Source organism: Mesorhizobium sp. ANAO-SY3R2 (assembly GCF_042466635.1).
Taxonomy (GTDB): Bacteria; Pseudomonadota; Alphaproteobacteria; order Rhizobiales; family Rhizobiaceae; genus Aminobacter.
Genome location: NZ_CP159955.1, coordinates 3585333 through 3608919 on the forward strand (window position 1 = coordinate 3585333; position 23587 = coordinate 3608919).

General features: G+C 64.2%; 25 protein-coding genes. 13 read left to right on the plus strand and 12 right to left on the minus strand.

Annotated elements, in window-relative coordinates; all coding sequences use genetic code 11:
• Window positions 1-14 precede the first annotated feature (14 nt).
• The 3 genes from ABSY17_RS22160 to ABSY17_RS22170 form a co-directional block, all read right to left on the minus strand.
• Window positions 15-869 (minus strand): carbohydrate ABC transporter permease, encoded by an 855-nt coding sequence (locus ABSY17_RS22160; protein ID WP_378945593.1) that lies wholly within the window; start codon window positions 867-869, stop codon window positions 15-17.
• Complete coding sequence (locus ABSY17_RS22165) at window positions 866-1777, minus strand: carbohydrate ABC transporter permease (RefSeq protein WP_378945596.1); 912 nt, start codon at window positions 1775-1777, stop codon at window positions 866-868. The genes ABSY17_RS22160 and ABSY17_RS22165 overlap by 4 nt, the downstream gene beginning before the upstream one ends.
• 131 nt (window positions 1778-1908) lie before the next feature.
• Entirely contained in the window at window positions 1909-3264 is a 1356-nt protein-coding gene (locus tag ABSY17_RS22170) for an ABC transporter substrate-binding protein (RefSeq protein WP_378945599.1), read from the minus strand.
• A 452-nt stretch (window positions 3265-3716) separates the two neighbouring features.
• Here ABSY17_RS22170 and ABSY17_RS22175 point away from each other — a divergent pair, with 452 nt between their 5' ends.
• The 7 genes from ABSY17_RS22175 (at window position 3717) to ABSY17_RS22205 (ending at window position 8588) form a co-directional block, all read left to right on the plus strand.
• The gene (locus ABSY17_RS22175; protein ID WP_378945602.1) at window positions 3717-4448 is read left to right on the plus strand and encodes a TenA family transcriptional regulator; all 732 of its coding nucleotides are present in this window, start codon (window positions 3717-3719) and stop codon (window positions 4446-4448) included.
• A gap of 99 nt (window positions 4449-4547) precedes the next feature.
• The gene (locus ABSY17_RS22180) at window positions 4548-5027 is read left to right on the plus strand and encodes a heme-binding protein (protein WP_378945605.1); all 480 of its coding nucleotides are present in this window, start codon (window positions 4548-4550) and stop codon (window positions 5025-5027) included.
• A 51-nt stretch (window positions 5028-5078) separates the two neighbouring features.
• Window positions 5079-6089, plus strand: coding sequence for a 2Fe-2S iron-sulfur cluster-binding protein (locus ABSY17_RS22185; RefSeq protein ID WP_378945607.1), 1011 nt, complete (start codon window positions 5079-5081; stop codon window positions 6087-6089).
• A gap of 172 nt (window positions 6090-6261) precedes the next feature.
• Complete coding sequence (locus ABSY17_RS22190) at window positions 6262-6903, plus strand: GntR family transcriptional regulator (RefSeq protein ID WP_378945609.1); 642 nt, start codon at window positions 6262-6264, stop codon at window positions 6901-6903.
• A gap of 319 nt (window positions 6904-7222) precedes the next feature.
• The gene (locus tag ABSY17_RS22195) at window positions 7223-7429 is read left to right on the plus strand and encodes a hypothetical protein (RefSeq protein ID WP_378945612.1); all 207 of its coding nucleotides are present in this window, start codon (window positions 7223-7225) and stop codon (window positions 7427-7429) included.
• Window positions 7430-7591: 162 nt separating this feature from the next.
• Window positions 7592-7915 carry a hypothetical protein gene (locus tag ABSY17_RS22200; protein WP_378945614.1) on the plus strand — a complete coding sequence of 108 codons (324 nt, stop codon included), beginning with the start codon at window positions 7592-7594 and terminating at the stop codon, window positions 7913-7915.
• Window positions 7916-8033: 118 nt separating this feature from the next.
• Entirely contained in the window at window positions 8034-8588 is a 555-nt protein-coding gene (locus ABSY17_RS22205) for an AAA family ATPase (RefSeq protein WP_378945617.1), read from the plus strand.
• Window positions 8589-8591: 3 nt separating this feature from the next.
• On the opposite strand, the gene ABSY17_RS22210 is transcribed toward ABSY17_RS22205, so the two are convergent.
• From ABSY17_RS22210 to ABSY17_RS22240, 7 genes are all read right to left on the minus strand, one after another.
• Window positions 8592-9506 (minus strand): ornithine cyclodeaminase family protein, encoded by a 915-nt coding sequence (locus tag ABSY17_RS22210; protein ID WP_378952959.1) that lies wholly within the window; start codon window positions 9504-9506, stop codon window positions 8592-8594.
• Entirely contained in the window at window positions 9506-10246 is a 741-nt protein-coding gene (locus tag ABSY17_RS22215) for a sulfite exporter TauE/SafE family protein (protein WP_378945620.1), read from the minus strand. The genes ABSY17_RS22210 and ABSY17_RS22215 overlap by 1 nt, the downstream gene beginning before the upstream one ends.
• 16 nt (window positions 10247-10262) lie before the next feature.
• Entirely contained in the window at window positions 10263-11717 is a 1455-nt protein-coding gene (locus tag ABSY17_RS22220; protein ID WP_378945622.1) for an aldehyde dehydrogenase family protein, read from the minus strand.
• A gap of 42 nt (window positions 11718-11759) precedes the next feature.
• Window positions 11760-12053 carry a 2Fe-2S iron-sulfur cluster-binding protein gene (locus ABSY17_RS22225; protein WP_378945625.1) on the minus strand — a complete coding sequence of 98 codons (294 nt, stop codon included), beginning with the start codon at window positions 12051-12053 and terminating at the stop codon, window positions 11760-11762.
• A gap of 45 nt (window positions 12054-12098) precedes the next feature.
• On the minus strand, window positions 12099-12398 hold the full coding sequence (locus ABSY17_RS22230) for a ferredoxin (RefSeq protein WP_378945628.1): 300 nt from the start codon (window positions 12396-12398) through the stop codon (window positions 12099-12101).
• 112 nt (window positions 12399-12510) lie between these two features.
• A complete protein-coding gene (locus ABSY17_RS22235; RefSeq protein WP_378945631.1) occupies window positions 12511-12822 on the minus strand; it encodes a 2Fe-2S iron-sulfur cluster-binding protein in 312 nt (103 codons plus the stop codon).
• A gap of 23 nt (window positions 12823-12845) precedes the next feature.
• Window positions 12846-13604, minus strand: coding sequence for a TenA family transcriptional regulator (locus ABSY17_RS22240; protein ID WP_378945634.1), 759 nt, complete (start codon window positions 13602-13604; stop codon window positions 12846-12848).
• 170 nt (window positions 13605-13774) lie between these two features.
• Between ABSY17_RS22240 and ABSY17_RS22245 the strand changes: the two genes are divergently transcribed.
• Together ABSY17_RS22245 and ABSY17_RS22250 are read left to right on the plus strand one after the other, a co-directional pair.
• Entirely contained in the window at window positions 13775-15241 is a 1467-nt protein-coding gene (locus ABSY17_RS22245; RefSeq protein ID WP_378945637.1) for a gamma-glutamyltransferase family protein, read from the plus strand.
• A 43-nt stretch (window positions 15242-15284) separates the two neighbouring features.
• Window positions 15285-16049 carry an SDR family NAD(P)-dependent oxidoreductase gene (locus ABSY17_RS22250; RefSeq protein WP_378945640.1) on the plus strand — a complete coding sequence of 255 codons (765 nt, stop codon included), beginning with the start codon at window positions 15285-15287 and terminating at the stop codon, window positions 16047-16049.
• Between the two features lie 23 nt (window positions 16050-16072).
• On the opposite strand, the gene ABSY17_RS22255 is transcribed toward ABSY17_RS22250, so the two are convergent.
• Window positions 16073-17332, minus strand: a complete 1260-nt coding sequence (locus tag ABSY17_RS22255) for an NAD(P)/FAD-dependent oxidoreductase (protein WP_378945643.1) — start codon at window positions 17330-17332, stop codon at window positions 16073-16075.
• An 88-nt stretch (window positions 17333-17420) separates the two neighbouring features.
• Here ABSY17_RS22255 and ABSY17_RS22260 point away from each other — a divergent pair, with 88 nt between their 5' ends.
• Entirely contained in the window at window positions 17421-17588 is a 168-nt protein-coding gene (locus ABSY17_RS22260; RefSeq protein WP_378945646.1) for a hypothetical protein, read from the plus strand.
• Entirely contained in the window at window positions 17585-18949 is a 1365-nt protein-coding gene (locus tag ABSY17_RS22265; RefSeq protein ID WP_378945648.1) for an amidase, read from the plus strand. The genes ABSY17_RS22260 and ABSY17_RS22265 overlap by 4 nt, the downstream gene beginning before the upstream one ends.
• Here the strand turns inward: ABSY17_RS22265 and ABSY17_RS22270 are convergent.
• A complete protein-coding gene (locus ABSY17_RS22270) occupies window positions 18946-20394 on the minus strand; it encodes an amidase (RefSeq protein WP_378945651.1) in 1449 nt (482 codons plus the stop codon). The two genes, ABSY17_RS22265 and ABSY17_RS22270, sit on opposite strands and share 4 nt — an antisense overlap.
• Before the next feature lie 685 nt (window positions 20395-21079).
• Between ABSY17_RS22270 and ABSY17_RS22275 the strand changes: the two genes are divergently transcribed.
• Together ABSY17_RS22275 and ABSY17_RS22280 are read left to right on the plus strand one after the other, a co-directional pair.
• On the plus strand, window positions 21080-22564 hold the full coding sequence (locus ABSY17_RS22275; protein ID WP_378945654.1) for an ABC transporter substrate-binding protein: 1485 nt from the start codon (window positions 21080-21082) through the stop codon (window positions 22562-22564).
• A 101-nt stretch (window positions 22565-22665) separates the two neighbouring features.
• Complete coding sequence (locus ABSY17_RS22280; protein ID WP_378945657.1) at window positions 22666-23586, plus strand: ABC transporter permease; 921 nt, start codon at window positions 22666-22668, stop codon at window positions 23584-23586.
• Window position 23587: the final 1 nt, after the last annotated feature.

Below are 23587 nucleotides of genomic sequence, written 5' to 3' on the forward strand. Positions count from 1 at the left end.
ACAGGCCATTGGCGTCACCCCTTCGTCGCGCCGTCGGCCAGTCCCTGGATCAGCCATTTCTGGACGAGCAGGGCGAAGATGACCACAGGCACGACGGTCAGCGTACCGACCGCGGTGAGCGCTCCCCAGTTGGCCCCGTTGACCGAGTCGCCGGCGATGCCTGCGATCGACACCGGAATGGTCGAGGCGTTGCGGTTGGTGAGCACCAGGGCGAAAAGCAGCTCTTCCCAGGCAAGGATGACGCTGAAGATCATGGTAGACAGCAGGCCGGGCAGCGAGATCGGCACGATGATGCGGAAGAAGGCACCGAAGCGGGTGCAGCCATCGAGCATCGCCGACTCTTCCAGCTCCTTCGGCAGGGCCATGAAGAAGCCGCGCATCAGCCACATCACGTAAGGGATGAGGAAGGTGCAATAGGCGAGGATCAGCGTGATGTGTTTGTCGGTGAGGCCGAGGCTGCGGGCAACGAGGAACATCGGCACGGCAAGTGCGATCGGCGGCACGCCGCGCGACAAGAGGATCATGGCGCCGAGCATGCCGGCACCGCGCAAGCGGATGCGGGCCAACGCATAGCCGGCCATGGCGCCGGCGACGATCGAGACAAGGCCCGAACCGAAGGCGACGATGACGGTGTTGAGCATGCGGTGCGGAATGTCGGCACGCGACATGTAGCTGATGTAGGTCTCGAGCGTCGGCGTGAAGAACAGCGTCGGCGGCGTGGTGAAGATGTCGCGCGGCATCTTGAAGGAGGTCAGCACCATCCAGAACACCGGGAACAGGAACAGCGCGCACGCGACGACGCCGCTGGTGATACGGACATAGTGGCCGACCGGGATCTTGCGGCGGCGGGTGGAGACGGCGGCGCTCAATACATTTCCTCCAGCTTGCGGCTGCCGCGCAGGAACAGCGCCGTCAGCACCATGGTCAGCACCAGGATGACGACTGCCATCGCGGCCGACTCGGCGAATTTGAGCGAGCGGAACGCTTCTTCGTAGATGAACAGGTTGATGACCTTGGTCGCAGCACCCGGGCCACCATTGGTCGCGGCAAGTGCGATGTCGAACATCTTTACCGCGCCCAACCAGCGCACGACGAAGGTAGCGGCAATGATCGGGAGCAGAAGCGGCAGGGTGATCGACCAGAACATGGTCCACCAGTTGGCGCCGTCGATCTCGGCCGCCTCGAACACGTCCTTGGGCAGCGACATCAGGGCCGCGGTGGCGATCAGGGTGACGAAGGGGGTCCAGCGCCAGGTGTCGATGATGACGACGGTGAGCATGGCGAGGCTCGGGTTGCCAAGCCAGTCGAGCGGCTCGAAGCCGGCCAGGCCGATGACGTAGTTGGCGAGTCCCCAAAGCGGATCGAGGATCATGCGCCAGACACCGCCTGCAACGACGGGGGCGACTACCATGGGGATGATGAACAGGGCGCGGACGAGGACGCGGCCCTTCCAGTTCGCGTTGATGAGAAACGCGATGCCGAAGCCAAGGATCATCTGCAAGGGCAACGCCAGCACCAGATAGATGCCAGTGACCCTGAGCGATTCCCAGAAACGGGCGTCGTTGAGCACCTCGACGTAGTTATCCCAACCGACCCACTCCGTTGCGGTGAAGGTCGCGAGATCGAGCTCCGAGAACGAAATCTCGATCGTGTAGAGAATTGGGTAGGCAAGCATGGCCAGCAGGATGATGGTCGCGGGCGCCATGAACGCCCAGCGGCTCATCAAATCCGCCAGCTTTGCAGCGCCGCGCGAGCGGCTACGTCCCATAGTCGCCATATGCCAGGCGCTCCTCGATGCTCACGCACGACCCCCAGAATCGGATTCGATCCCCGGAATGGATCATGCACAGGTTTCAAAGTGCCACTGCGCCGCGCATCCTTTCGGACGCGCGGCGCCGCAGAGCCACATTACTTGAGCAGCTTCTCGATCTTCTCGGCAGCAGCCTGCAGGACTTCCTGCGGCGTTGCCTGACCGGCCATCGCGCGGGCGACCTCGTCGGCCAGAACCTGCTGGACAGCGTCCGACTTCGGATGGCGCGGGCGCCACATCTTGCCGGCCTCGGCAGCGTCGTAGCCCTGCTGCAGCGCGACGAACACCGGCTTCAGCCACTCATGCTCCGGGGTGCTCGCCAGCGTCGACTTGCGCGCCGGGAAGACGCCGAGCGCATTCGACTGCCAGACTTCGCCTTCCTTCGAGCTCAGCCACTGCAGCAGCGCCCAGGCGGCCTGCTTGTTCTCGCTCTTGTTGTTGATGGCGCCGCTCCAGATGCCGCGATGGGCGCCTGCACTCTTGGATCCCACCGGCATCACCTGGATGCCGACCTGTTCAGGCTTCAGCGTCGTGGTCTTCGGATCGACGGCCGTGCCCTTGAACACGCTGCCCCACATGAACATGTTCGCGGTCTGCCCCTGACGGAACGCCTGCAGCGACTCGTTGAAGCCATGGCTGACCGCACCGGTCGGGGCGTATTTCAGCAGATCCATGTGCATCTGCAGCGCCTTGACGCCAGCCTCATTGTTGAAGGCAGGCTTGTTGTTCTCGTCGAGCAGTGCGCCGCCGTTCGAGTTGAGGATGGTCTGCCAGATGGTCGGGGTCAGCGGCTCGCGCATGAAGTAGGTGTCGATCGCCCAGGCGTCGACCTTGCCGTCGCCATTCGTGTCCTGAACCAGCTTCTCGGCCTGCTGGAAGAACTGTTCCCAGGTCAGCTCCGGCGTCGGCGCAGGCAAGCCGGCCTTCTCGTAGAGAGCCTTGTTGGCAAACATCAACAGCATGTTGGAGCGCAGCGGCACGCCATACTGCACGCCGTTCCACTCACCGGCGGCGAGGGGGGCTGCATTGAAATCGGCCCAGTCGTAGTCAGCCGAGGTCCACTCGGCCGCGTCCTTCTTCAGGTCGAGCAGGACGCCGGTATTGGCGATCTGGGGAATCCAGTTGTCGTCGGCGATGATGATATCGTAGGTCGGCGTCGGACCGGTGGCATCGAGCAGGCTCTTGGCCAGCAGCTCGGTGTAGGGCACGCCGTCGATGGTCACCTTGATGTTCGGGAACACCTTGTTGAACTCGGGCACCATGCTGGTCTGCCACTGGTTGGCGAACGCCTCGTTGGCGATCATCCGGATCTCGACCGGCTGGTCGGCCGTGCCAACGCCCTCGGCATGGCTGGCGCCCGTGGCCAAGATGGAAATTGCGGCAACCGCCGACAGGCCGGCCGCGAAAACCGCGCGGCGCGACATGGAGAATTTGCCCGTACTCGTCTGCTTCACATAAGCCTCCCGTAATGGCCGCGGCCGACTGGGCGCATGACTTCAATGTCACGGAGCGACCCGACCGACGTGCCGATGCTATGTTCTACATTCTATAGAATGCAGGATGTGTCGTAGTGAAGTGACTTTCGAGAGTCAACGTCAGAAACGAAAGCACCCGAACCAAAATCGACACACAGACGAACGTTCGGCATTGCAGCAAACGACCGTGATTTGTGGTGCAGCGCACAATCCCCAAAGCAAAGCGAAGTGTTTCGGCGCGATCCAATCCGAAGACTGCGGCGCATACCTCCGAGGCTCGGTCCAAAGCTGGCAGGAGCCGCGCACGGACCGCCTGACGTCGACGGGGCGCACACGGCACGTCCAAGATCAGGCTCTTGCGTCAAATTCGATTTGGTATACAGTATTCTAAATTGACCGAACGCAGCGATTCCGCATGAAGGGAGCAATGAATGACTGTCGCGATGAATCCGGACGAATTCCGCACGGCGCTTGAAAACGCCATCAAGGGCAAGAGCGCCAACAAATCGCCGTTCAGTGTTGGCTGGGCGAGCGGCAAGCTGAGCCGTGCCCACCTCGCCCGCTGGGCCGAGAACCACTATCACTATGTCGGTCCGTTCGCCGACTATCTCGGCTACATCTATGCTCGCATGCCCGAACAGTATACCGAGGCCAAGGACTTCCTGCTCGCCAACATGTATGAGGAAGAGATTGGCGGCGACCGCCACACCGACCTCCTGATCCGTTTCGGCGAGGCCTGCGGCACCACGGGTGACCGCATGCGCGACCCCGACAACATGTCGCCGACGACCCGCGCCTTGCAGAGCTGGTGCTATGCGGTGGCGATGCGCGAGGACCCGATCGTTGCCGTCGCCGGCCTCGTCGTAGGCCTGGAATCGCAGGTGCCGTCGATCTACCGCAAGCAGACGCCGACGCTGCGCGACAAGTACGGCTTCACCGACGAAGAGGTCGAGTTCTTCGACCTGCACATCGTCTCCGACGAGATCCACGGCGAGCGCGGCTACCAGATCGTGCTGGAACATGCCCGCACCGTCGAGATGCAGCAGCGCTGCCTCAAGATCTGCGAGGTCGGCGCCCAGATGCGCCTGCTCTACACCACCGCGCTCTACCACGACTATGTCGCGCACGAGCTGCCGATCGAGGAACTGAACCTCGCCGCCTGAACGGGCCGCAGCCGCATTGGGGGAGCGCGCGGGGCGGGATTGCCCGCCTCGTGCGCTGCTCCGGCCAGTCAAACGCAAATCTTGTGTCGGACGGAAGACGTGAAACAGATTCTGAAGCTCGAAATCGAAGAAGCCCGCATCATGGTTGCGGCGGCCGTTGCCAAGGCCCAGGAACTCAACGTTCCCGAAACCGTCTGCATCGCCGATGACGGCGGCTACCCCATCGCCCTGGAACGGATGAACGGCGCTCGGGTGACCGGCCCGCAGATTGCCTGGAACAAGGCCTTCACCGCGGCCGGCCACAAGCGCTCGACCCATCTCTTCACCACCCCGCCGAACGGTCCCGCACTGCCGGGCAACGAGGCATTTGGCATCCAGCTCAGCTTTGAGGGCCGTTTTGCAGCCTTTGTCGGCGGCTTTCCCATTGTCGTAGACGGTGAAGTTATTGGCGGCGTCGGCCTCAGCGGCGGCAATGGCGAGCAGGACATCGCCTGCGGTGTTGCCGCACTCGCCGCCCTGCAGGCTTTGCTGGAGCCCAAGGGCCACAAGGTCATGGTCCAGGCCGACATCAAGAAGTGACGATGCGGGCGGCTCACGCCGCCTTATGCGAGTTCTTCAGTGGAGACATGAATGAGCCACGTCGTGCGTGTCCTCGAGACCGAGGACACATTCACCGTCGATTCCGAGGAATCCGTCCTGACGGCGGCGCTCCGGCAGGGGATCCCGCTGCCGCACGACTGCACCGAAGGTTGGTGCGGCACCTGCCGCGTCAAGTTGGTCGAAGGCTGCGTCAACTATGAGGAACATCCGCTGGCGCTGACGCCGGAGCTGGAGGAAGAGGGCTTTGCGCTCGCCTGCCAGGCGCGGCCGCAGGGCAACCTCGTCATCAGCACAGAAAGGCCGCTGGCGCCCTGCTCCGATCCTGAGCGGTATACGGCCGAGGTCGAGGCAGTCCGTCTGCTCGGCCGCGACGTCGTGCACCTGACGCTCGCGCTTCCCGGCGCCGATGGGCTGGTCTACCGTCCCGGACAATATCTCAACGTGCTTCTCGACGACGGCAACCGCCGCAGCTTCTCGATGGCCTCGGTGCCGAACGGGAAGAGCGTCGACCTGCATATCCGCCGCGTGCGCGGTGGCCACTTCACCGACGGACAGCTGACGCGCCTGCGGCCGGGCGACAAGCTCGACGTCGAACTGCCGCACGGCCTGTTCTGTTGCAGCAAAGAGGATTTCCGGCCGCTGCTGATGGTGGCGACCGGCACCGGGCTCGCGCCGATCAAGAGCATCCTGGAATCGCTGATGGACGACCCCGATTGCCCGCCCGTATCGCTCTACTGGGGCATGCGGACGGAAGCCGACCTCTACCTGCACGACGAGATCCTGTCGTGGGGCGAACGGCTTTGCGACTTCCAGTATGTGCCGGTGCTGTCACAGCCGAGCCCGTCATGGACCGGGCGGCAGGGCTATGTGCAGGAGGTCGCGACCGAGGACATCGGCGACTTCTCCGAGCACGCCATCTATATGTGCGGCTCGCCCAACATGATCGCCAGCGCCAGGAACCTGTTCGTCGAGCATGGCGCGAACCCGGGCTTCATCTATTCCGACGCCTTCAACTTCCAGCACACGCTGGCGCCCGCCTGAAACGAAAGATGGCTGGACCGGCGCCGCCTCTTGGCGCCGCCGCCAGGCGGCGGAACGCGGATGGTTGAGACGCGGATTGCATATTGTAATCCAAATGGCCGAAGCTATATCTTCGGCCACGAGGAATTGCTTCCGCAGGCCGATTCGCCCTCTCGTCAGGAACTGTAGGACAATGACCGTCGCACTTGGAGAAATCCACGCTCCGCTGACCAAGCTGATCACCGCCGCACTGCGCGAGCGGATCGTCAGCGGCGAGATCGCCGTCGGCGAGAGGCTGGTCGAGGGTCGCCTGTCCGAGGAGATGGGCGTGTCGCGCATGCCGGTTCGCGAGGCGCTGCGCGAACTCGCCGCCGAGGGCATCGTCACCATCGAGCCGCGCCGCGGCGCCTCTGTCACGGTTTTCACCGAGGACCAGAAGCGCGAGCTCGTCGAAGTGCGCGCCACCCTTGAAGCGCTGAACGCTAAACTTGCCGCCAAGCGTCATGACCCCGAACAGATCGCAGCACTGCAGCGCATCCTCGACGAGGGCGCCAAGCTCGCGGACTGCGAGGATCCTGTGCTCCTGTCGCGCCAGAATACCGAGTTCCACGAAGCACTTGCGACAGTCGCGGCGAATTCCGTGCTGCAGGACCTGATCCGCTCGCTACGCGACCGCACCGTGATGCTGTTTGCGCCGATCAGCCGGCGCAGGGGCAAGCAGAACTGGGAAGAACACGCCGCCATCCTGCGCGCCGTGATCGCTGGCGACAGCGAGCTCGCCGCCCTGCTCGCCGCCCGTCACGTCTACAATGCGGCCGAACTGCCACAGGACTAGGCGGCCAGGTCTCAGCATCGCTGCACCCGACCCGTAGAAAAGCTACCAAGCTGGCTCACTGCCGCTGGTGAAATTTGACAATTGCGGCCGCTTGGCCGACTACTGCGACCATGACCATTTCCTTTGCCTTCATCGTCATCTGCAAAGGTAGCCTTCTCATAGGCTAATTGCCTGGTGCCTCTACCTGCGAGAGCAAGAGCGGCACCAGGATAGGCACCCCATTCCCCATCAGAATCAGTCGCGGACCGGTTGGTGCGAGTGGCTGCGCTTGGTTTGCGCGCCCCGCAGGACTGGCCGCGTGCCATTGGATCGTACCGAAATGTCCTTCAAATACAGCTTCACCTTCCCCATCAGCGGCCCCAACAAGCTGCCACGTTTCAAGAACTGGGCCGCGCAGCACGCTGCGGACATAGAGGTTAGCCTGCCGCCTCAGGTTCCGGTCAAGAGCGAGGCCCTGACGATCCGTCTCAAGTCCGTCGACGATCGTAACGCGCTCCAGGCCAAACTGGCTGGTGCAGCTCTGTAAGAGCGAAGCCGCGGTGGCGGGCGACGCACGCCACCGCTCGCTCGAGACCTCTCCGTTCTTGCACGACCCCGCGTGGTGCAAGAACGGAAAACGCCTGAACCATCTTAGACTCTGCGCGTTCGATACAGGCTGCAGTAGCGCTCGAACACAAAGGCTCAAGCGATGACCAACAAGCGGCCAGTACCTCCCGACGATCAGGACGACGACGGCCCGACGGCTTATGAGACGGGGGCTCGCGCACCCGTGGCACGCACATGGCCGGACCCGATCGACGCATTTTCCCAGGACGCCGCCGGGAACAAGAAGCCGGCTGACAAATACGGGAATACCGGGCCGGTGGGCGAAGACGAGGAGAAGGTCCGCCACTCCGAAGGACAGAACCCTCCGGGAACGATCAGCGAGGAACCAAGCGAGCCCGGCGACAGTGCCGAACCCGGCTACCTCCTGAAACGGCATCCTGACGCTCGGCCAACCAGGCGCAAATAGCCCCTTGGCCTTGGCGATATTTACTCGACTGGACCGCGCCGGCGTGCCGAGATGATGGCGGCATCCCGCTCTTGACTGATGCCGGGGCAAAAGCTTCATGGCAGGTCGGAGGATGGGAATGCGGATCGCGGTAACTGGCACACATGGCAGCGGCAAGACAACGCTCGTCGAGGATTTCACCGGGGCGCATCAACACTACGTCCAGGAAGCGGAGCCCTATTGGGCTCTGGTGCAGCAGGGCACGCCGTTCGCGGATGCCCCGACGGTTGCCGACCTCGAGACACAACTCGAGGCGAGCTGCTCCATGTTCCTCGCCTCAGATCAGCCTGATGTCGTCTTTGACAGGTGCCCCCTCGATTTCATTGCCTATCTCGACGTCGTGAGTGCGGCGGAAGGTTTCGAATGGTCCCCGCACGCGAAGCTACTTCCACGCATCGAAAGGGCCATTCGCTCACTTGACCTGCTGGTTTTCCTTCCACTTTCCCGGCCGGACGAGATCGAAGTTACGATCGAATACCCGAAACTACGCGCTCGCGTGGATCAGCTATTGAAGTCGATCCTGAGAGACGACGAACTTGGGCTGTTCGGGGACAAGCCCCGGCTCATCGAGATCCGCGGTACGCGCGCCGAGCGCCTGGAGCGGCTGTCCGCAGCAGCCGGCCTGGACCGCTAGCAGCTATCCGCCAAAGATCCGCCGATAAGCCAGCCCCGCCAGGGCGATGTCCTGCAGGCCGACCCCGACCGACTTGTAGATCGTGATCTCGTCAGCGTCCGCGCGGCCCCTCGCCTTGCCCGCAAGTATCTCGCCCAGTTCGACGATCTTCTCCGCCGGCAAAGCAGCCGGATCGGCCAGGACCATGTCGCCTGCTTCTCGCAGGCTCTGCCGGCGCCACTCGACGGCAACGAGTGATGCTCGGGCCATGGCGGAATCGTCCAGTTCGCGCGTCGTCGGCAGGCTGGAGCCAACGGCGGCAACGAAGCTGCCCGGCCTGAGCAGATCGCCTGAGAACAGCGCGGTGGGCGAGCGCGAGGCCGTGACCACGATGTCGCCTTCCGCGGCTGCCTCCTCGGCGGTTGCCATTCTCGTCGACACGCCGCAGGCGGCCTCCAGTTCGGCGGCAAGCGCGGGATCCGAAGAGCGGCTGGCAAGCAGGACGCGCCTGATCGGAAAGGCCTCGGCCATCTGCACCGCATGGGCGCGGCCGAGCGGGCCGGAACCGAAGATCGACAGTGTCGCCGCATCGCTACGAGCGAGATGCCTGGCGGCGATCACCGAGCAGCCGGCCGTCCGAAGCTTGGTGATGGCACCGGCGTCGAAGGTCGCCAGCGCGCTTCCATCAACCGAGGAGAACAGCAAGATGATGAAGGAGAACTGGCCCTTGATCGTCGTGTAGACCTTCGCGCCGACGACCTCCTGGCCGGGGATGACCGCGCCCAGCGTCGACAGCTTGACGCCGCCCGCCTCGCTGCGGATGCGCTCCTGCATGGCTGCCTCGTCCTGGCCGAAGCTCCGAAAGGCGTCGGTCAGCACCTGCTGGGCGTCGACAGGGCTGACGGCGGCTTCGACCATCTCATCGGTAATATGTATCATCACTGCACCAGCGTCCGGGCCAGAATTCCGAGGGCACCAAGCCCCGACATGGTCAGCAGCATTACACGCACACCGTGCGCCGAGAAATAGCGGTTGAGACGGTTGGAAACGAAGAAGCCGCCGATCATCAGCGGAAACAGCAGGATGCCGAGCCACAACTGCGGCAGCGTGAAGCGGTCGACATAGGCCAGCATCAACAGCGACAGGATGGCGCCGGCAAAGAAGACGCAGCCGATCGTCGCCCGCATCTGACGCGGCGGCACATATTGCATGACGATGGCGAATGGCGGCGCGCCGGACGAGGTGATCGTGCCCATCAGCCCCGAGGCGAAGCCGGCAACCGCCATGTTGGGATGCGAGGCCTCGACCTTCCAGCCGGCGAAGCTCAGCCCGACACCGATCAGGATCAGCACGGCAAAGATGATCGAGAAGGCATTGGTGGGAAGGGCCGCGAGCGTGGCGCCGGCGAGCAGCGTGCCGCCTACCCGGCCGGCCATCAGCGTGGTGACGGAGGCCCAGTCGACGGCGTCGAAGTCGCGCAGCAGCCCCATCAGGGCAAGCCCCGCGCCGAGCACCAGCAGCGGCCCCGGCGCCATCTCCGGAAAGAACAGCACCGCGATTGGCGCCGAGAACATAGCAAAGCCGAGCCCGCCGATGCCCTGGAGAAGGGCTGCGACAAAGACCATCAGCCCCATGCCAAGCAGATTCCCGGGCACGAACTCGCCAGGCATCAGCGACATGAGGCTCTCCAGCATGTCATGCCCCAAGGTAGATGCTCTTGATGCGGCTGTAGAAGTCCATCACGTTGGCGCCGCCCTGCTCCTTGGCCGCCTGGTTGCTCGAATGCTTGAGGCCGCCGAACGGCGCGTTGAGCGAAACACCAGTGGTCGGGCTGTTGACCTTGACGATGCCGTGCTGGGTTTCGCGGGCAAAGCGCAGCACCGCGCCCAGGTCGCCGGTGACCAGCGAGACGGCGAGGCCGTATTCGGTGTCGTCAGCCAGTGCAATGGCCTCGTCGAGGCTGTCGATCGGGCGAATGGCGACCACCGGCCCAAAAATTTCCTCGCGCCACAGCCGGCTGTTGTCAGGCAGATCGGAGACCACGGCTGGCCGGACGAAATAGCCATGCGCCAGCGCGTCATTGCTCTCGCGCAGCGCTTCGCCGCCGACGACCTTGCCGCCTTCCTCACGGGCGATGCCGACATAGGCGAGCACCTTGTCATACTGCGCGCGCGTGGCGAGCGGCCCCATCTGCACGCCGTCCGAGGTGCCCGGGCCGACCTTGATCGCGCTGGCGGATTTTTCGAGACGAGCCACAAGCTCGGCGTAAAGCGGGCGGGCGACCAACACGCGGGAAGTACCGGTGCAGGCCTGGCCGGTGAGGCCGAAGGCGCCGCGCTCGATTGTTGCGACAGCCTTGTCGAGGCTGGCGTCACCGAGAACCACTGTCGCGTTCTTGCCACCCATTTCAAGCTGGACGCGTGTGTCGGTGGAAAGCGAGGCGGCGATCTGCTTGCCCACACTGTAGGAGCCGGTGAAGGTCAGCGCGTCGACGCCGCGGGTCGAAGTGATCGCCTGACCGACCTTGGCGCCCTTGCCCTGCACCAGCGCGACGAGCTTGGGCGGCAGGCCGGCATCGAGCAGCACCTCGACGAGGCGCTGGCCCATCAGCGGGGTGATTTCGGACGGCTTGAAGACGACGCCATTGCCGGCGGCAAGGGCTGGCCCAAGCTTGCGCGCCGCCATCGACAGCGGAAAGTTCCACGGCGTGATAACGGCGACCACGCCGACCGGCTGGCGCACCGAAAGCACCAGCTGGGCGCTGTCGCTCGGATAGGTCTCGCCGTTGAGCCGCAAGGCTTCGCCGGCATAGAGGCGGAAATTGGCGGCGATGCGCCTTGCCTCGTTGCGCGCCTCGGTCAGCGTCTTGCCTTCTTCACGGGTGAGTTCGGCGGCAATGGAATCGGCGCGCTGCGACATCAGGTCGGCGGCCTTGAACAGCACGTCGGCCCGCACCTCGGGCGACTGCGCCGCCCAGGCCGGCCAGGCCTGGGCAACGCTGGCGACCGCGTCAGCGACATCGGCCGCGTCGGAGTCCGGAAACAGCCCGATAAGGTCGCGCTCGTCGGCCGGATTGCGGTCCTCGAAGGTCGCGCCGCTGCGTGCGGGCTGCCATTCACCGGCGATGTAGTTCAGGTGTCGTTCTGTCATCGGTCCGTTCTGCTTGCTTGGGTGCTTCGGGATGCCGTGCGCTCAGCGCGCCTTCGGCACCCAGGAGACGCTGATGTCGCCGAGCACGAAGGTCTGGCAGGCCATGCGGAAGCCGGCAGCCAGATCCTCTGCTGTCAGGTGGTTGCGTTCCTTCGGCTTGACGGCGTCGGTATTCTCGATGCCCGTCTCGATCTTGCACCGGCACGTGCCACAGAGCCCGCCGCCGCACTTGAAGGGAATGCCCCCCTTCTCGCGCAGCGACACGCGCAGCAGGTTGCTGTTGTCGGGCGCGGTCGCCTGCTTGCCGTCATTGGTGATGAAAGTGATGGTGATCATCGGTGCATTCGACACAGTGTTGAAAATCGACCGGCCGACAGCGCGTCAGACGCGCTTCAGCTGGATGTCCATGCTGCCGTAGGAGGTCAGCGACTTGAGCTCGTGACGTGCGTCCTCGACCGACGAGAACTTCTCGAACAGCTTGCACGGCACGTTGTTTTCGATCTGCGGCGGCTCGTCCTCGACGATGCGGATCCGAGCCTGCTCGTCATCGGCCAGCTTGGCAATGGTGAAGCTGGCGCGCTTGCGACCATAGAAGATGTAATCATAGGTCTCGACCGGCTGCACGCCGGGGCTCATTTCGGTCCGGAACTCGCCCGGCTTGGTCGTCAGAACGACATACATTGCGTCACCTCATTCCTGATTCTTGCTCGGTCGGCCGAATGCTTCGCGGCCGTTGTTGCTGATCGCGCCGCCACTCCCGGGCGGCACGGCATTGTTCTCACCGACAAGGCACCTAAGCCTGCGGCACCGTCACCTTTTCCTGGCGAAGCTCGATGTCGTGCTTGATCCAGAGCTGGCAGACCAGGCGGAAGCCCTCGTCCAGCTTGTCGCCGAGCACCTTCTTCTCCTTCCAGTTGGGCGGAGGCAGATTCTCGGCGCCGGCGAGGATGCGGCTGGCGCAGGTGCCGCATTTGCCCATCCCGCATTTGTAGGCCAGATGCGGGAAGGGAAACTGCCTGATACCGGCGCGGACGACGAGATTGGTGTCCTCCTTGACCTCGCCGGTATAGGCCTCGCCGTTTTTATGAATGACGACTGTCGGCATGGATCATCTTTCGCTGTGCAATTTCAGACGCCGCCGATGCCAGCGAGTTCCGGCTCCATCGCCGGGACCTTGCCCAGCTTGACGTCACCAGCGACATAGTCGTTGTAGAGTGCGGTGGTGTAGAGCAGGCGCATCTGGGCGCCGATCTCGCAGATCTTCAGGCAGCGCTGCTGCATCTCCACCGTGCGCGCATGTTCCAGCACGATCTGGTAGCCACGCTCGCCGTGGATCTCATCGGAGACGATGTGCAGGTCGAAGAACTCGACCTCCTCGTCAGTGAAGTGATAGACTTCGCGCAGGGTCGGCGTCTGCTTGCGGTAGATCGACGGCACCTGCGATTCCAGGCCGACGACGAGGCCGGCAACGGCGACGATCGGGTCCTCGCGCATCGCCACCGAATAGCACCAGCTCTGCAGGCCGCGCGTCGTCGCCGACATGTTTTCGGGGTCGCGCATGCGATCACCCGTGGTGCCGCAGGCCTCGCCGAAACGGATCAGAAGGTCGGTGTGGCGGTCGCCGCCGATCTCTTCCTCGTACATGTTGGCGAGCAGGAAGTCCTTCGCCTCGGTGTATTGCTCGGGCATGCGGGAATAGATGTAGCCGAGATAGTCGGCGAACGGCCCGACATAGTGATAATGGTTTTCGGCCCAGCGCGAGAGATGATCGCGGCTCAGCTTGCCGCCTGCCCAAGCGAGGCTGAAGGGCGACTTGTTGGCACTCTTGCCCTTTATGGCGTTCTCAAGCGCAGTACGGAATTCGTCCGGATTCATAGGCGCAGTCATCTGGGTTCCCCTATCGGCTCAACGCATTCTCAAAACTCATTTTGGAATACTGTATACCAAATTGACATTGACGCAAGCCGCATTCTACTGTCACCGAAGTGGACGACTACGAACCGCGCATACAGTATGTCACAGTGACGAAGACCACGGGTAACGAGGGGACGACGGCGATGAACATCTCCAGTGGGAGCGCGGGCGTTCGCAGTGCGACGGCGATGGTTGCCACCGGCCATCCGCTGGCCGCACGGTCCGCACAGGACATGCTGGCCGCCGGCGGTTCGGCGATCGATGCGGCGATTGCCGCCGACGCCATTCTCGGCGTGGTCGAGCCGATGGCGACCGGCATCGGCGGCGACGTGCTGGCCATGCTGGTCGAGCCCGACGGTACGGCACGAAGCTACAACGGCACCGGCCGCGCGCCATCGGCACTTCACGTCGAAATCGTGGAGAAGCTGCCCAACCGGCGCATCCCCGAGCGGCATCCGCTCGCCGCCACCGTGCCCGGTGCGGTGCGCGGCTGGTTCGACCTGCACGCCCGCTACGGCCGCCTGCCTTTCAGCCAACTGCTTGCACCGGCGATTGCGCTGGCCGCCGAGGGCTTTGCCGTCGCACCGGTTGCGGCGCGCGAATGGGCGCTGTTCGAGCCGGTGATCAAGGTCGATCCCGCTTGCGCCAAACTCTACCGCGCCGGCAATGTGCCGCAGGACGGCGAGCGCTTCGCCAATCCCGAACTGGCGGCAGTGCTGCGCGCGATCGCAGCCGAAGGGCCCGACGCATTTTATCTGGGCGGACCTGCCCAGCAGGCTTCCGCTGCCAACCAGGCCCGAGGCGGCGTTCTGGCCGCAGAAGACTTCGCCGCCCACCGCGGCGACTTCGCCGAACCGCTGCGGCGAAACTTCCGTGGCCTGACCGTGCTCGAATGTCCGCCCAACACGCACGGGGTCGCCGTGCTCGATGCGCTGGAAGAACTGGACGCGCTCGCACTCGACCGCGACGACCCCAAGACGACGATTGCGATGGTCGAGGCCATCGGGCGGGCGCTGGCGCGGGCCAAGGAAACTGTCGCCGATCCCGCCGGCAACACGGTCTGCACGGTGGTCGTCGACTCCGACGGCCTGGCGGTGACCCTGATGAGCAGCATCTTCAAGCGCTTCGGCTCCGGCATTGCGGTACCCGGCTGCGGCTTCGTGCTGCAGAACCGCGGCTTCGGCTTTGCCGAGCCGGGCCATATCAACGGCCCTGGGCCGGCCAAGCGTGCCTATCACACGGTCGTGCCGGCAGCGGCGCTCAAGGATGGTCGATTCCACGCCGGCTTCGGCGTCGTCGGCGGCGCGATGCAGCCGCAAGGCCACGTGCAGATGCTCGTCCGCCTCGCCGCGTGGGGCGAAGAACTGCAGGCTGCCATCGACGCGCCGCGCTGGCGGCTGGAGGGCGCCAAGGCGCTGGCCATCGAACCCGGCACGCCGGATTTCATATCCAAGGCATTGCGGGAAGCCGGCTACACCGACCCGGTCGGCGCCGGCGAACTGGGCGGCCGCAGCGATTTCGGCGGAGCGCAATTCGTCCTGCGCGACAAATCGGGCGGCCTCATCGGCGCCTCGGACAAACGCAAGGACGGACTGGCGCTGGGCGCCTGAGCCGTCAGGCAATCAATTTCATGCAGAAAATGGGGACCTTATCTTGACCAAGACATTTGATCGCATCGTGCTCATCACTGGTGCCGGCAGCGGCATCGGCGCCGAAGCGGCGCGGCGGCTGGCAGCCCCCGGAACCGCCCTGGTGCTGCACACGCGCAAGAACGCCGACGGGTTGAAGGGAGTGGCGGACGTCTGCGAAGCCTCCGGTGCAGCGACCGAGATCGTGCTCGGCGATCTCGCCGATCCGGCGGTGCCGCAAGCGATGATCGAAGCGGCGCGGCAGCGCTTCGGCCGCGTCGACCAGATCGTCAGCAATGCGGCGCAAGCGGCACGTTCGACGCTCGGCGAGTTGCGGCCGGAAGATCTCGGCCAGGCCTTCGACACCATGCCGACGGCCCTGCTTAGGCTCGTCGACGCGGCAATGTCCGACCTCGTCGCTTCAAGCTGGGGCCGCGTGGTGGTGGTGAGCTCCTTCGTCGCCCATATCTTCGGCACGGCCGGCATTCATTTTCCCGCCACCTCCGCCGCCAAGGGCGCACTCGAGGCGCTGGCGAAGTCGATGGCTGTTCAGCTTGCCCCGCAAGGTGTGACGGTCAACTGCGTCGTCCCCGGCTTCACCCGCAAGGATCCGACCGGGCATTTCGCAGCCACCACCTCGGCGCTGGAAAAGGCAATTGCCGTGACGCCCACCGGCAGGCTGACCCTGCCCGCCGATGTCGCCGCCGCGATCCAGTTCCTGCTGTCGCGTGATGCCAGCCAGATCACTGGCCAGTCGCTGCATGTCGATGGCGGCCTGACCCTGCCGTGAGAGCGCCAGCCGCCAGCTACCGCTCAGCCGCCGAAGCGCTGCGGCGCGAAGGCTGCGATCGGCACCGGTGGCTGTTCGCCCATGAGCAGGCTCGCCACGGCGGCACCTGTGACCGGGCCGTTGGCGAAGCCGATGTGACCGTGGCCGAAGGCGAAGATGAGATGTGGGTGACGGGCCGCGCGCCCGATCACCGGCATACCGTCCGGCGTCGAGGGACGGCTGCCCATCCACGGCTTGTCCTCGACAGGTGCGGTGAAGCCAAGCGTCTTGCGCGCATCGGGTTCGACGCCTTCGATCTGGGCGGTATCGGGCGCATCGTCGGGCCGCGCCAGCTCGACTCCAGAGAGCAGCCTGACCTTGCCGTTCATCGGCGACAACACATAGCCGCCGGCGGCATCGTAGACCGGGCGGCGCAGCTCGACGCCGTCGGCGAGTTCGAAATGGCGATGGTAGCCGCGCTCGGCGGCGAGCGGAAAACGATAACCGAGAGGCTTGGCGAGCTTTGCCGAATGGGCGCCGGCGGCGAGCACGACATGGCGACCCTCGATCCGGCGTCCGGCAGACATCACCGCCATGCCATCGGCAGCGGCGACAATGGCGTCGGCCGTGCCCGTCACGAATGTCGCTCCCCTGCCCTCGGCGGCGATCCGGTAGAGCTCAACCAGTTCGCCCGGGCTTTCGACCGAGCCCGTATCGGGAAAGAAGATGCCATGGCTGAAACGATGGGCGAGATGCGGCTCGAGCTGGCGGATCTCATCCTCGCCGAGGCAGTCGATGCGGACGCCATTCTCCTGAAGCACCGAGCGCTCCAGCACGCTGCCGGCAAAGGCCTCGCCGCTACGATAGAGCCGCAGCCAGCCGTTACGCCTGATCAGGTGCCGACCGCCGACCAGTTCGGCCATGGCAACATGATGGTCGAATGCCGCGGCCACCATGGGATTGAGTGCCGCCGCCGCCCGGCGCCACGCGCCCTCCTCCGCAGCCATCAGGAAGCGCCTCACCCAAGGCAGCAGGAAGGGCAAAGAACCCATGCGCACGCGCACCGAAATATCCCGGCCAAGCGCATAGCGCGGCAGGCGGGAGCGGATGCCGGGGGCAGCCATCGGGAAGATCGAGCCGCGGCTGAGCACACCGGCATTTCCGAACGAGGCGCGCGCCTGCACCATGCCGGGATCGACAACGGCAACCGAAAGCCCACGCCTCTGCGCCTCCAGCGCGGTCGAGAGCCCCACGATGCCACCCCCGACCACGACCACGTCGAAGCGGTTTTCGATTCTTGTCATAGGCTCCACCCGAATATTTACCGATTCCAACAATGCATAACAGACGTATACTGATCAAATTCAAACTTGCGACTATCGTGGAGAGACCATGCGCGAAGTGACCCCACCCACGCCGATCCGCCCCGCCGTCGTCTTGCCGCCAGAGGCCAGCGCAGAAGAGGTCGCCGATTTCACGCGTGGCGTCGCAATCCTCGAAAGACTTGCAAGGCGGACGGCCGAGCTTGCCAGCGAAAATGGCAAGGAAACCGACCAATGACCGCGCTCGAACAGCTTTCTGTCTCGGAACTCGCCGAGACAATTGCCCACCGCGACATCGCGGTAGTGGAGGTTACAGGCTACTTCCTTGACCGTATCGAACGCTTCGACGGCGAACTGTCGGGCTACGCCCATGTCGCCATCGACGCTGCGATGACGCAAGCACGCACGCTCGACCAGCGCCTCGCGGCAGGCGAGGCAATCGGCCCGCTCGGCGGCGTACCAACCTCGGTCAAGGATATCGTCGAAGTCGCCGGCATGCCGAACACCGGCGCCTCCTATTCGCGGGTCGGCAGGATGCCCGGCAGGCACGCGCCTGTCGTGAGCCGGCTTGTCGAGGCAGGTGCCGTCATTCTCGGCAAGGCCAATTGCCATGAGCTTGCCTTTGGCGGGCCATCCTTCGACCTGCCATTTCCGCCGGCGCGCAATCCCTGGAACCCGGAGATGTTTCCCGGCGGCTCGTCGAGCGGTTCCGGCGTCACCGTCGCTGCAGGCCTGTGCAAGGGCTCGGTGGCGACCGACACGGCGGGCTCGATCCGGCTGCCAGCAACCATGTGCGGCATGGTCGGCCTGAAGCCCGGCTTCGGCGTCGTATCGCTGGATGGGGTGGATCCGCTTGCCCGCTCGATGGACCATTGCGGGCCGATCGCCGCAACTGTTGGGGACTGCCGGCAGTTCTTCGCTGCCATGACTGGCACGACTGCCATGCGCGCTCCCGACCCGTCATCCTTCGCCGGCATGCGGCTTGGCGTCTCCGCCTGCGGCTGGGGGCTTGGGGATCGGCTGAACCCCAAAATGGCCTCAGCCATGCGCGCTGCGCTCGATCTGTTCGAAAACAATGGCGGCACCATCGTCGAACTCGACCTGCCGCCGCTGGAGACGTTCCACGCACCGGGGGCGGTGGTGATGATGGCCGAAGTCGCCGCGCAATATGGCAGCGAGGTACGCGGCAATTTTTCTGCCTTCGGCGAGATATTCCGCAGTCGCGCGCTGGTGGGCGAATGCCTGGAAGCGGCCGATCTAGCCAGCGCCGAAAAGCTGCGCATCGCGCTCAGGCAGCAGGTCGACAAAGCGCTCTTGTCTGTCGACGCCATCATCTTGCCCGGAGCGCTGGCTTCGGCCGGACCGCTCCGGACCGTCGACAAGTTCTACTTCCTCGAGGACCCGATCCCCAACATCCTCGCCAACCTCACCGGCCACCCCTCGCTCGCCTTTCCCTTCGGCAAGGCCACCAGCGGCATGCCGCTCGGCCTGCAGATCCTGGGTGCCAGCGGCTCGGAGAACCGGCTGTTCGACATGGCGTCGGTGTTCGAGCAGCTCAACACCGACCCGTTGCGGCTGCCGCAGCGCTATTGCGGTTAAGCGAGACGCGGCGGCGGCAAGGCAGCCTCGAAGGCGCTTGCCGCTGCCAGCAGCGCGAAGTCGCCGTGCCAAGGGGCGACGAGCTGGACACCGAGCGGCACGCCATCATCGGTCAGCCCCGCCGGCATGGCGATGGCCGGATGACCCGACAGGTCGAAGAGCGACAGGTAGGGCACCCATTCGCTGCGCAGATTGCCGAGTTCGACGCCATCGATCACCAGCGGCTCGTCGATCCCGTGCAAGGCGGCGACGGGACGCGCCGAGAAGGCGGGCGTCAGGATGAAATCAGCACGATCCAGAAACACCGACTGTACCTCGCGGAAAATCGCGGTTCGCCGGATCAGCGCCCGCTGCAGATCGACGGCCGAGGCTGCGAGGCCACGATCGATGCCGGCGCGAAGCGTCGGCGAGATCCTGGTGCGCTCCTCTTCGCTGAGATTGGCGAAGCGCGCCGCCCAGTTCGCCTGCTGCAAGGTGATCCAGGTCGGATCCGGATTTGGCAGCGGACACGCCTCTGGTATCACGGTCGCCCCCAATCCGCGCAACGCCGCGACAGACCTTTCCAGCGCGGCGTCGACCTCGCCGGAAACCATGCGGTTGCCGACCGTGCGCCACCGAACGACGCGAGTTCCTTCGAGCACGTTGCCCGTCGGTCGAACCGGTTCGGCGCGGCCCAGGCCCTGCGGGTCGGCGGGATGGGCGCCGGCAACGATCGGCAGGGTCTGCGCCAACTCGCCGACCGTCCGCGCAAGCAGGCCAAGATGGATGAAATTGCCGAAGGCTTCCGGAACGCGCTCATGCGGGATGAGCCCAAGCGTCGGCTTGAGCCCGAAGGTTGCAGTGCAGGCGGCAGGCAGCCGGGTCGAGCAACCCGCATCCGTCGCCAGCGCAATCGGCGTCGCCCCCGTCGCCACCGCCACGCCGGCACCTGACGACGAACCGCCAGCGGTAACATCCTCATTCCAGGGATTTTTGGTCAGCCCCGTCAACGGCGAATAGCCGAGCGGCGCGTGGGCGAACTCGGTGGTCGTGGTCTTGGCGAGCACGACCGCCCCGGCCTGCCGCAGCCGGGCAACAGCCGCAAGGTCGGCCTTTGCCGGCGCTGCGTTACGGAACAGCTCGGAACCCCATCGCGTCGGCAGGCCAGCGACGTCGAGAATATCCTTGACCGACACCGCCACGCCGGCCAGTGGCCCTGAAGCCGTTCCGCCAGCACCCGCAGCATCGAGTTGCCGAGCCGTGGCCCGTGCGCCCTCGACATCGATTTCCGAGAAGGCATTGAAGCGGGCCTGCACCTCTGTCGCTGCCGCAATGACGAGGTCGGTGCGCTTGGCATGCGTCAGATCCCCGCTTGACGCCCAATCGCCCATGGCGGGTGAGCGGATCACCGTGCCCGATCGGCCGTCTTTCGGAACGTCTTGTCTGTCGTTTTCAATCCCGGTCATCACGAATTCGCCATTCCGCCGCTAATTGATCTGTATACTGATTAAAATTCAGGATCTGGTCAATCAATCAGCGTTCCCGGCAGTACGGGCAGCCAGAGAGGCGCGATCCGGTCCAGGGGACTGCATGGCAACCCCCGATCAACTGGTAGTTGATCTGGAATTCTTGCCGTATTCACTCAAGCGTATATTCCCCTCAGTGAATTCGTGCTTGAATGCACCTCGCCTGACTCAAGTCGTCACGTTGGCGATTTGAGAAAATATTCGACACTCAAAGCGCGAAACTCTTGAGCGTCAGGTAGTTAGACTGGAAAACACTGTAGTCAGCCAGTGCGGGCCAATGCCAAAGGCATAGGCTCGGCACTTCCAACCCTGATGCATTTCGGTATACAATATTCAAGAAATAGCCAGAGACCAGTCATGCCTCGCTCGAGGCGCGTGCATTCATGAACGCGATTTCAGCAATCACGCTGCAAAATCTGTTTATTTTCAATGCTTTATGTGCCTATTTTTTCATCACCCGTGCAACGCGGGCGCCCTAGGTACAAAGTTGATAAACTATCACTTGACACTCAATTGCATACAATCCACTCTTCCGATCGAGGGATGTGGCGGCCCGCGATACCAGCGCAGCATCAAGACTGCGCACGCACGCTTGTTTTTGTTGTCATGGCTAATGGGTGGACCGATGAACTTACTGACGAAACTGGCAGGTAGCGCCGCGATTGCGGCAATCATGGCTCTTTCGCCGCTTGCGGCGGAGGCGGCGGACATCACGATCGCGATCGGCTCCGAGCCCTCGACGCTCGACCCGCAGGTACGCGACGACGGCGGCGAGCGCGCGATCAACGACAACGTCTATGAGACGCTGATGGCGCGCACTCCAGACGGCGAGCTTGTGCCGGGGCTGGCGGCCGCGGCACCGACCCAGGTCGATGCGAAGACCTGGGAATTCAAACTGCGGCCGGGTGTCAAGTTCCACAATGGCGAGGCCTTCAATGCCGACGCAGTGGTCGGCAGCGTCAAGCGTGTCATCGACCCGGCGTTGAAATCCGAGCAGGCAGCCTATTTCGGCACCATCACCGGCGCAGAGAAGGTCGACGACCTGACCGTGCGCATCAATACTTCGGGTCCGGATCCGATCCTGCCGTCGCGCATGTACTGGATGAAGATGATCCCGGCATCCTATTCGGCCGACGCCAAGTTCGCCGAAGCCCCCGTCGGGACCGGTCCTTACAAGTTCGCGAGCTGGAATCGCGGCCAGGACATCGTGCTGGAGAAGAACGCCGACTATTGGGGCGACGCTGCGTCGATCGACAAGGTGACCTATCGCTTCGTCGGTGAATCCGGCACGCGCCTTTCAGGCCTAATGGCAGGCGAACTCGACGTCATCACCAACCTGTTGCCGGAGTTTGCCGAGCAGGCGCCGAAATTCGCGGCCGTCAGCGGCATGGAAACGACCCTCATGATCGTTTCGACCGACAACGAGGTGACCAAGGATCCGCGTGTCCGCGAGGCCATGAACCTGTCGGTCGACCGCAAGGCGCTGGCAGAGAGCCTGTTTGGGGGCTACGCCACGCCGGCCAAGGGGCAGGTCGTCAACCCCAAGGCCTACGGCTACAACAAGGCGCTGCCCGACTACGTGTTCGACCTCGACAAGGCGAAGGCCCTGATCAAGGAAGCGGGCGCCGAGGGCAAGACCATCAAGCTCGTCGGCGAGGCCGGCCGCTGGCTCAAGGACCGCGAACTGATCGAGGCCGTCGGCGCCTACTGGAAGGACGCAGGCCTCAATGTCGACATCAAGATCGAGGACTTCGGCGAATACCTGAACCAGCTGTTCGACAAGAACACGCGGCCGGATGCGGTCTTCCTCTCGAACTCCAACGAACTGCTCGACGCCGACCGCGAAATGACCGCCGTGCTGCAGAGCAAGGCGAGTTCCGCGTCCAACAGCGACCAGGAAATGTCGGACCAGATCAGCGCCGCCAGGACCGAGACCGACGTCGAGAAGCGCCAGGCCATGTATGACGCTATCACGAAGAAGTCGTACGACCTGTCGTACCTCGTCCCGCTGCTCAACCAGCAGGACATCTACGGCTTCTCCAAGCGTCTGGAATGGCAGCCCCGCGTCGACTCCAAGCTGCTCGTCAAGGAGATGAAGGTCACGGAATGATCGTTCCGGACATCGGGTTCGCAACAAGCGACTGAACGAACCCCAAACGATCTGAAGCCGGCTCGAAAAAGGGGAGCCGGCTTCAGGCAATGGAGAGGTACATGGGTGGTTTTCTGCTCCGCCGCATCGGACAAGGCCTTCTTGTCGTCATCGGTGTGACTCTGATCGTTTTCATTGCCACCCGGATGGTCGGCGACCCGGTGAATGTCATGTTGCCGCTTTCGGCAACCGACGCGCAGCGCGCGGCCTTCGCCCACCAGGTCGGCCTTGACCGGCCCATCGGCACGCAATTTGTCAACTTCCTCGGCGACCTGGTCAGGCTCGATTTCGGCGAGAGCCTGTGGCAGCGCCGGCCGGCACTCGACGTCGTGCTCGAACGCTTGCCCAATACGCTGAAGCTGATCGGCGCCGGACTGGGGCTGGCAATCGTGCTTGCCTTGCCGCTTGGCGCCATCGCTGCGCTCAGGCCCGGTGGCTGGGTCGATCGGACGACGGTGTTTGTCGGGCTGTTCGGCCTCTCGTTGCCGCAATTCTGGTTCGGCCTGCTGCTGATCGTGTTCTTCGCCGTCACGCTCAGGTGGCTGCCGACATCGGGGATGGGCGGATGGGCCTACTTCATCCTTCCGGCGATCACGCTCGCCATGCCGTCGCTCGCCCGATTGATCATGCTTGTGCGATCATCGATGATCGACGAGCTCAACCAGCAATATGTGCGCACCGCCCGCGCCAAGGGCCTGCGCTTCCCGCGCGTGGTGATGGTGCATGCCATGCGCAATACGCTCGTGCCATTCGTCACACTGGCTGGGTGGGAACTGATCAGCGCGCTGGCCGGCTACACGGTGGTGGTCGAGAGCGTCTTCGCCTGGCCCGGCCTTGGCCTGACGGCAATGCAGGCGATCCAGAAGAGCGATCTGTTCCTGCTCCAGGCCATCGTCTTCACGGTGGCGATCCTGATCGTGGTTATCAATGTCGGTCTCGACGTCATCTACAAGCTCATCGACCCGCGGATAAGGTTGTCTTGAT

Bases quoted from the DNA above. Each gene is read 5' to 3' on its own strand.
- ABSY17_RS22165 (WP_378945596.1), bottom strand. From the start codon at position 1,777: ATGGCGACTATGGGACGTAGCCGCTCGCGCGGCGCTGCAAAGCTGGCG.
- ABSY17_RS22175 (WP_378945602.1), top strand. From the start codon at position 3,717: ATGACTGTCGCGATGAATCCGGACGAATTCCGCACGGCGCTTGAAAAC.
- ABSY17_RS22185 (WP_378945607.1), top strand. From the start codon at position 5,079: ATGAGCCACGTCGTGCGTGTCCTCGAGACCGAGGACACATTCACCGTC.
- ABSY17_RS22190 (WP_378945609.1), top strand. From the start codon at position 6,262: ATGACCGTCGCACTTGGAGAAATCCACGCTCCGCTGACCAAGCTGATC.
- ABSY17_RS22195 (WP_378945612.1), top strand. From the start codon at position 7,223: ATGTCCTTCAAATACAGCTTCACCTTCCCCATCAGCGGCCCCAACAAG.
- ABSY17_RS22200 (WP_378945614.1), top strand. From the start codon at position 7,592: ATGACCAACAAGCGGCCAGTACCTCCCGACGATCAGGACGACGACGGC.
- ABSY17_RS22205 (WP_378945617.1), top strand. From the start codon at position 8,034: ATGCGGATCGCGGTAACTGGCACACATGGCAGCGGCAAGACAACGCTC.
- ABSY17_RS22210 (WP_378952959.1), bottom strand. From the start codon at position 9,506: ATGATACATATTACCGATGAGATGGTCGAAGCCGCCGTCAGCCCTGTC.
- ABSY17_RS22215 (WP_378945620.1), bottom strand. From the start codon at position 10,246: ATGTCGCTGATGCCTGGCGAGTTCGTGCCCGGGAATCTGCTTGGCATG.
- ABSY17_RS22220 (WP_378945622.1), bottom strand. From the start codon at position 11,717: ATGACAGAACGACACCTGAACTACATCGCCGGTGAATGGCAGCCCGCA.
- ABSY17_RS22225 (WP_378945625.1), bottom strand. From the start codon at position 12,053: ATGATCACCATCACTTTCATCACCAATGACGGCAAGCAGGCGACCGCG.
- ABSY17_RS22230 (WP_378945628.1), bottom strand. From the start codon at position 12,398: ATGTATGTCGTTCTGACGACCAAGCCGGGCGAGTTCCGGACCGAAATG.
- ABSY17_RS22235 (WP_378945631.1), bottom strand. From the start codon at position 12,822: ATGCCGACAGTCGTCATTCATAAAAACGGCGAGGCCTATACCGGCGAG.
- ABSY17_RS22240 (WP_378945634.1), bottom strand. From the start codon at position 13,604: ATGACTGCGCCTATGAATCCGGACGAATTCCGTACTGCGCTTGAGAAC.
- ABSY17_RS22245 (WP_378945637.1), top strand. From the start codon at position 13,775: ATGAACATCTCCAGTGGGAGCGCGGGCGTTCGCAGTGCGACGGCGATG.
- ABSY17_RS22255 (WP_378945643.1), bottom strand. From the start codon at position 17,332: ATGACAAGAATCGAAAACCGCTTCGACGTGGTCGTGGTCGGGGGTGGC.
- ABSY17_RS22260 (WP_378945646.1), top strand. From the start codon at position 17,421: ATGCGCGAAGTGACCCCACCCACGCCGATCCGCCCCGCCGTCGTCTTG.
- ABSY17_RS22265 (WP_378945648.1), top strand. From the start codon at position 17,585: ATGACCGCGCTCGAACAGCTTTCTGTCTCGGAACTCGCCGAGACAATT.
- ABSY17_RS22270 (WP_378945651.1), bottom strand. From the start codon at position 20,394: ATGACCGGGATTGAAAACGACAGACAAGACGTTCCGAAAGACGGCCGA.
- ABSY17_RS22275 (WP_378945654.1), top strand. From the start codon at position 21,080: ATGAACTTACTGACGAAACTGGCAGGTAGCGCCGCGATTGCGGCAATC.
- ABSY17_RS22280 (WP_378945657.1), top strand. From the start codon at position 22,666: ATGGGTGGTTTTCTGCTCCGCCGCATCGGACAAGGCCTTCTTGTCGTC.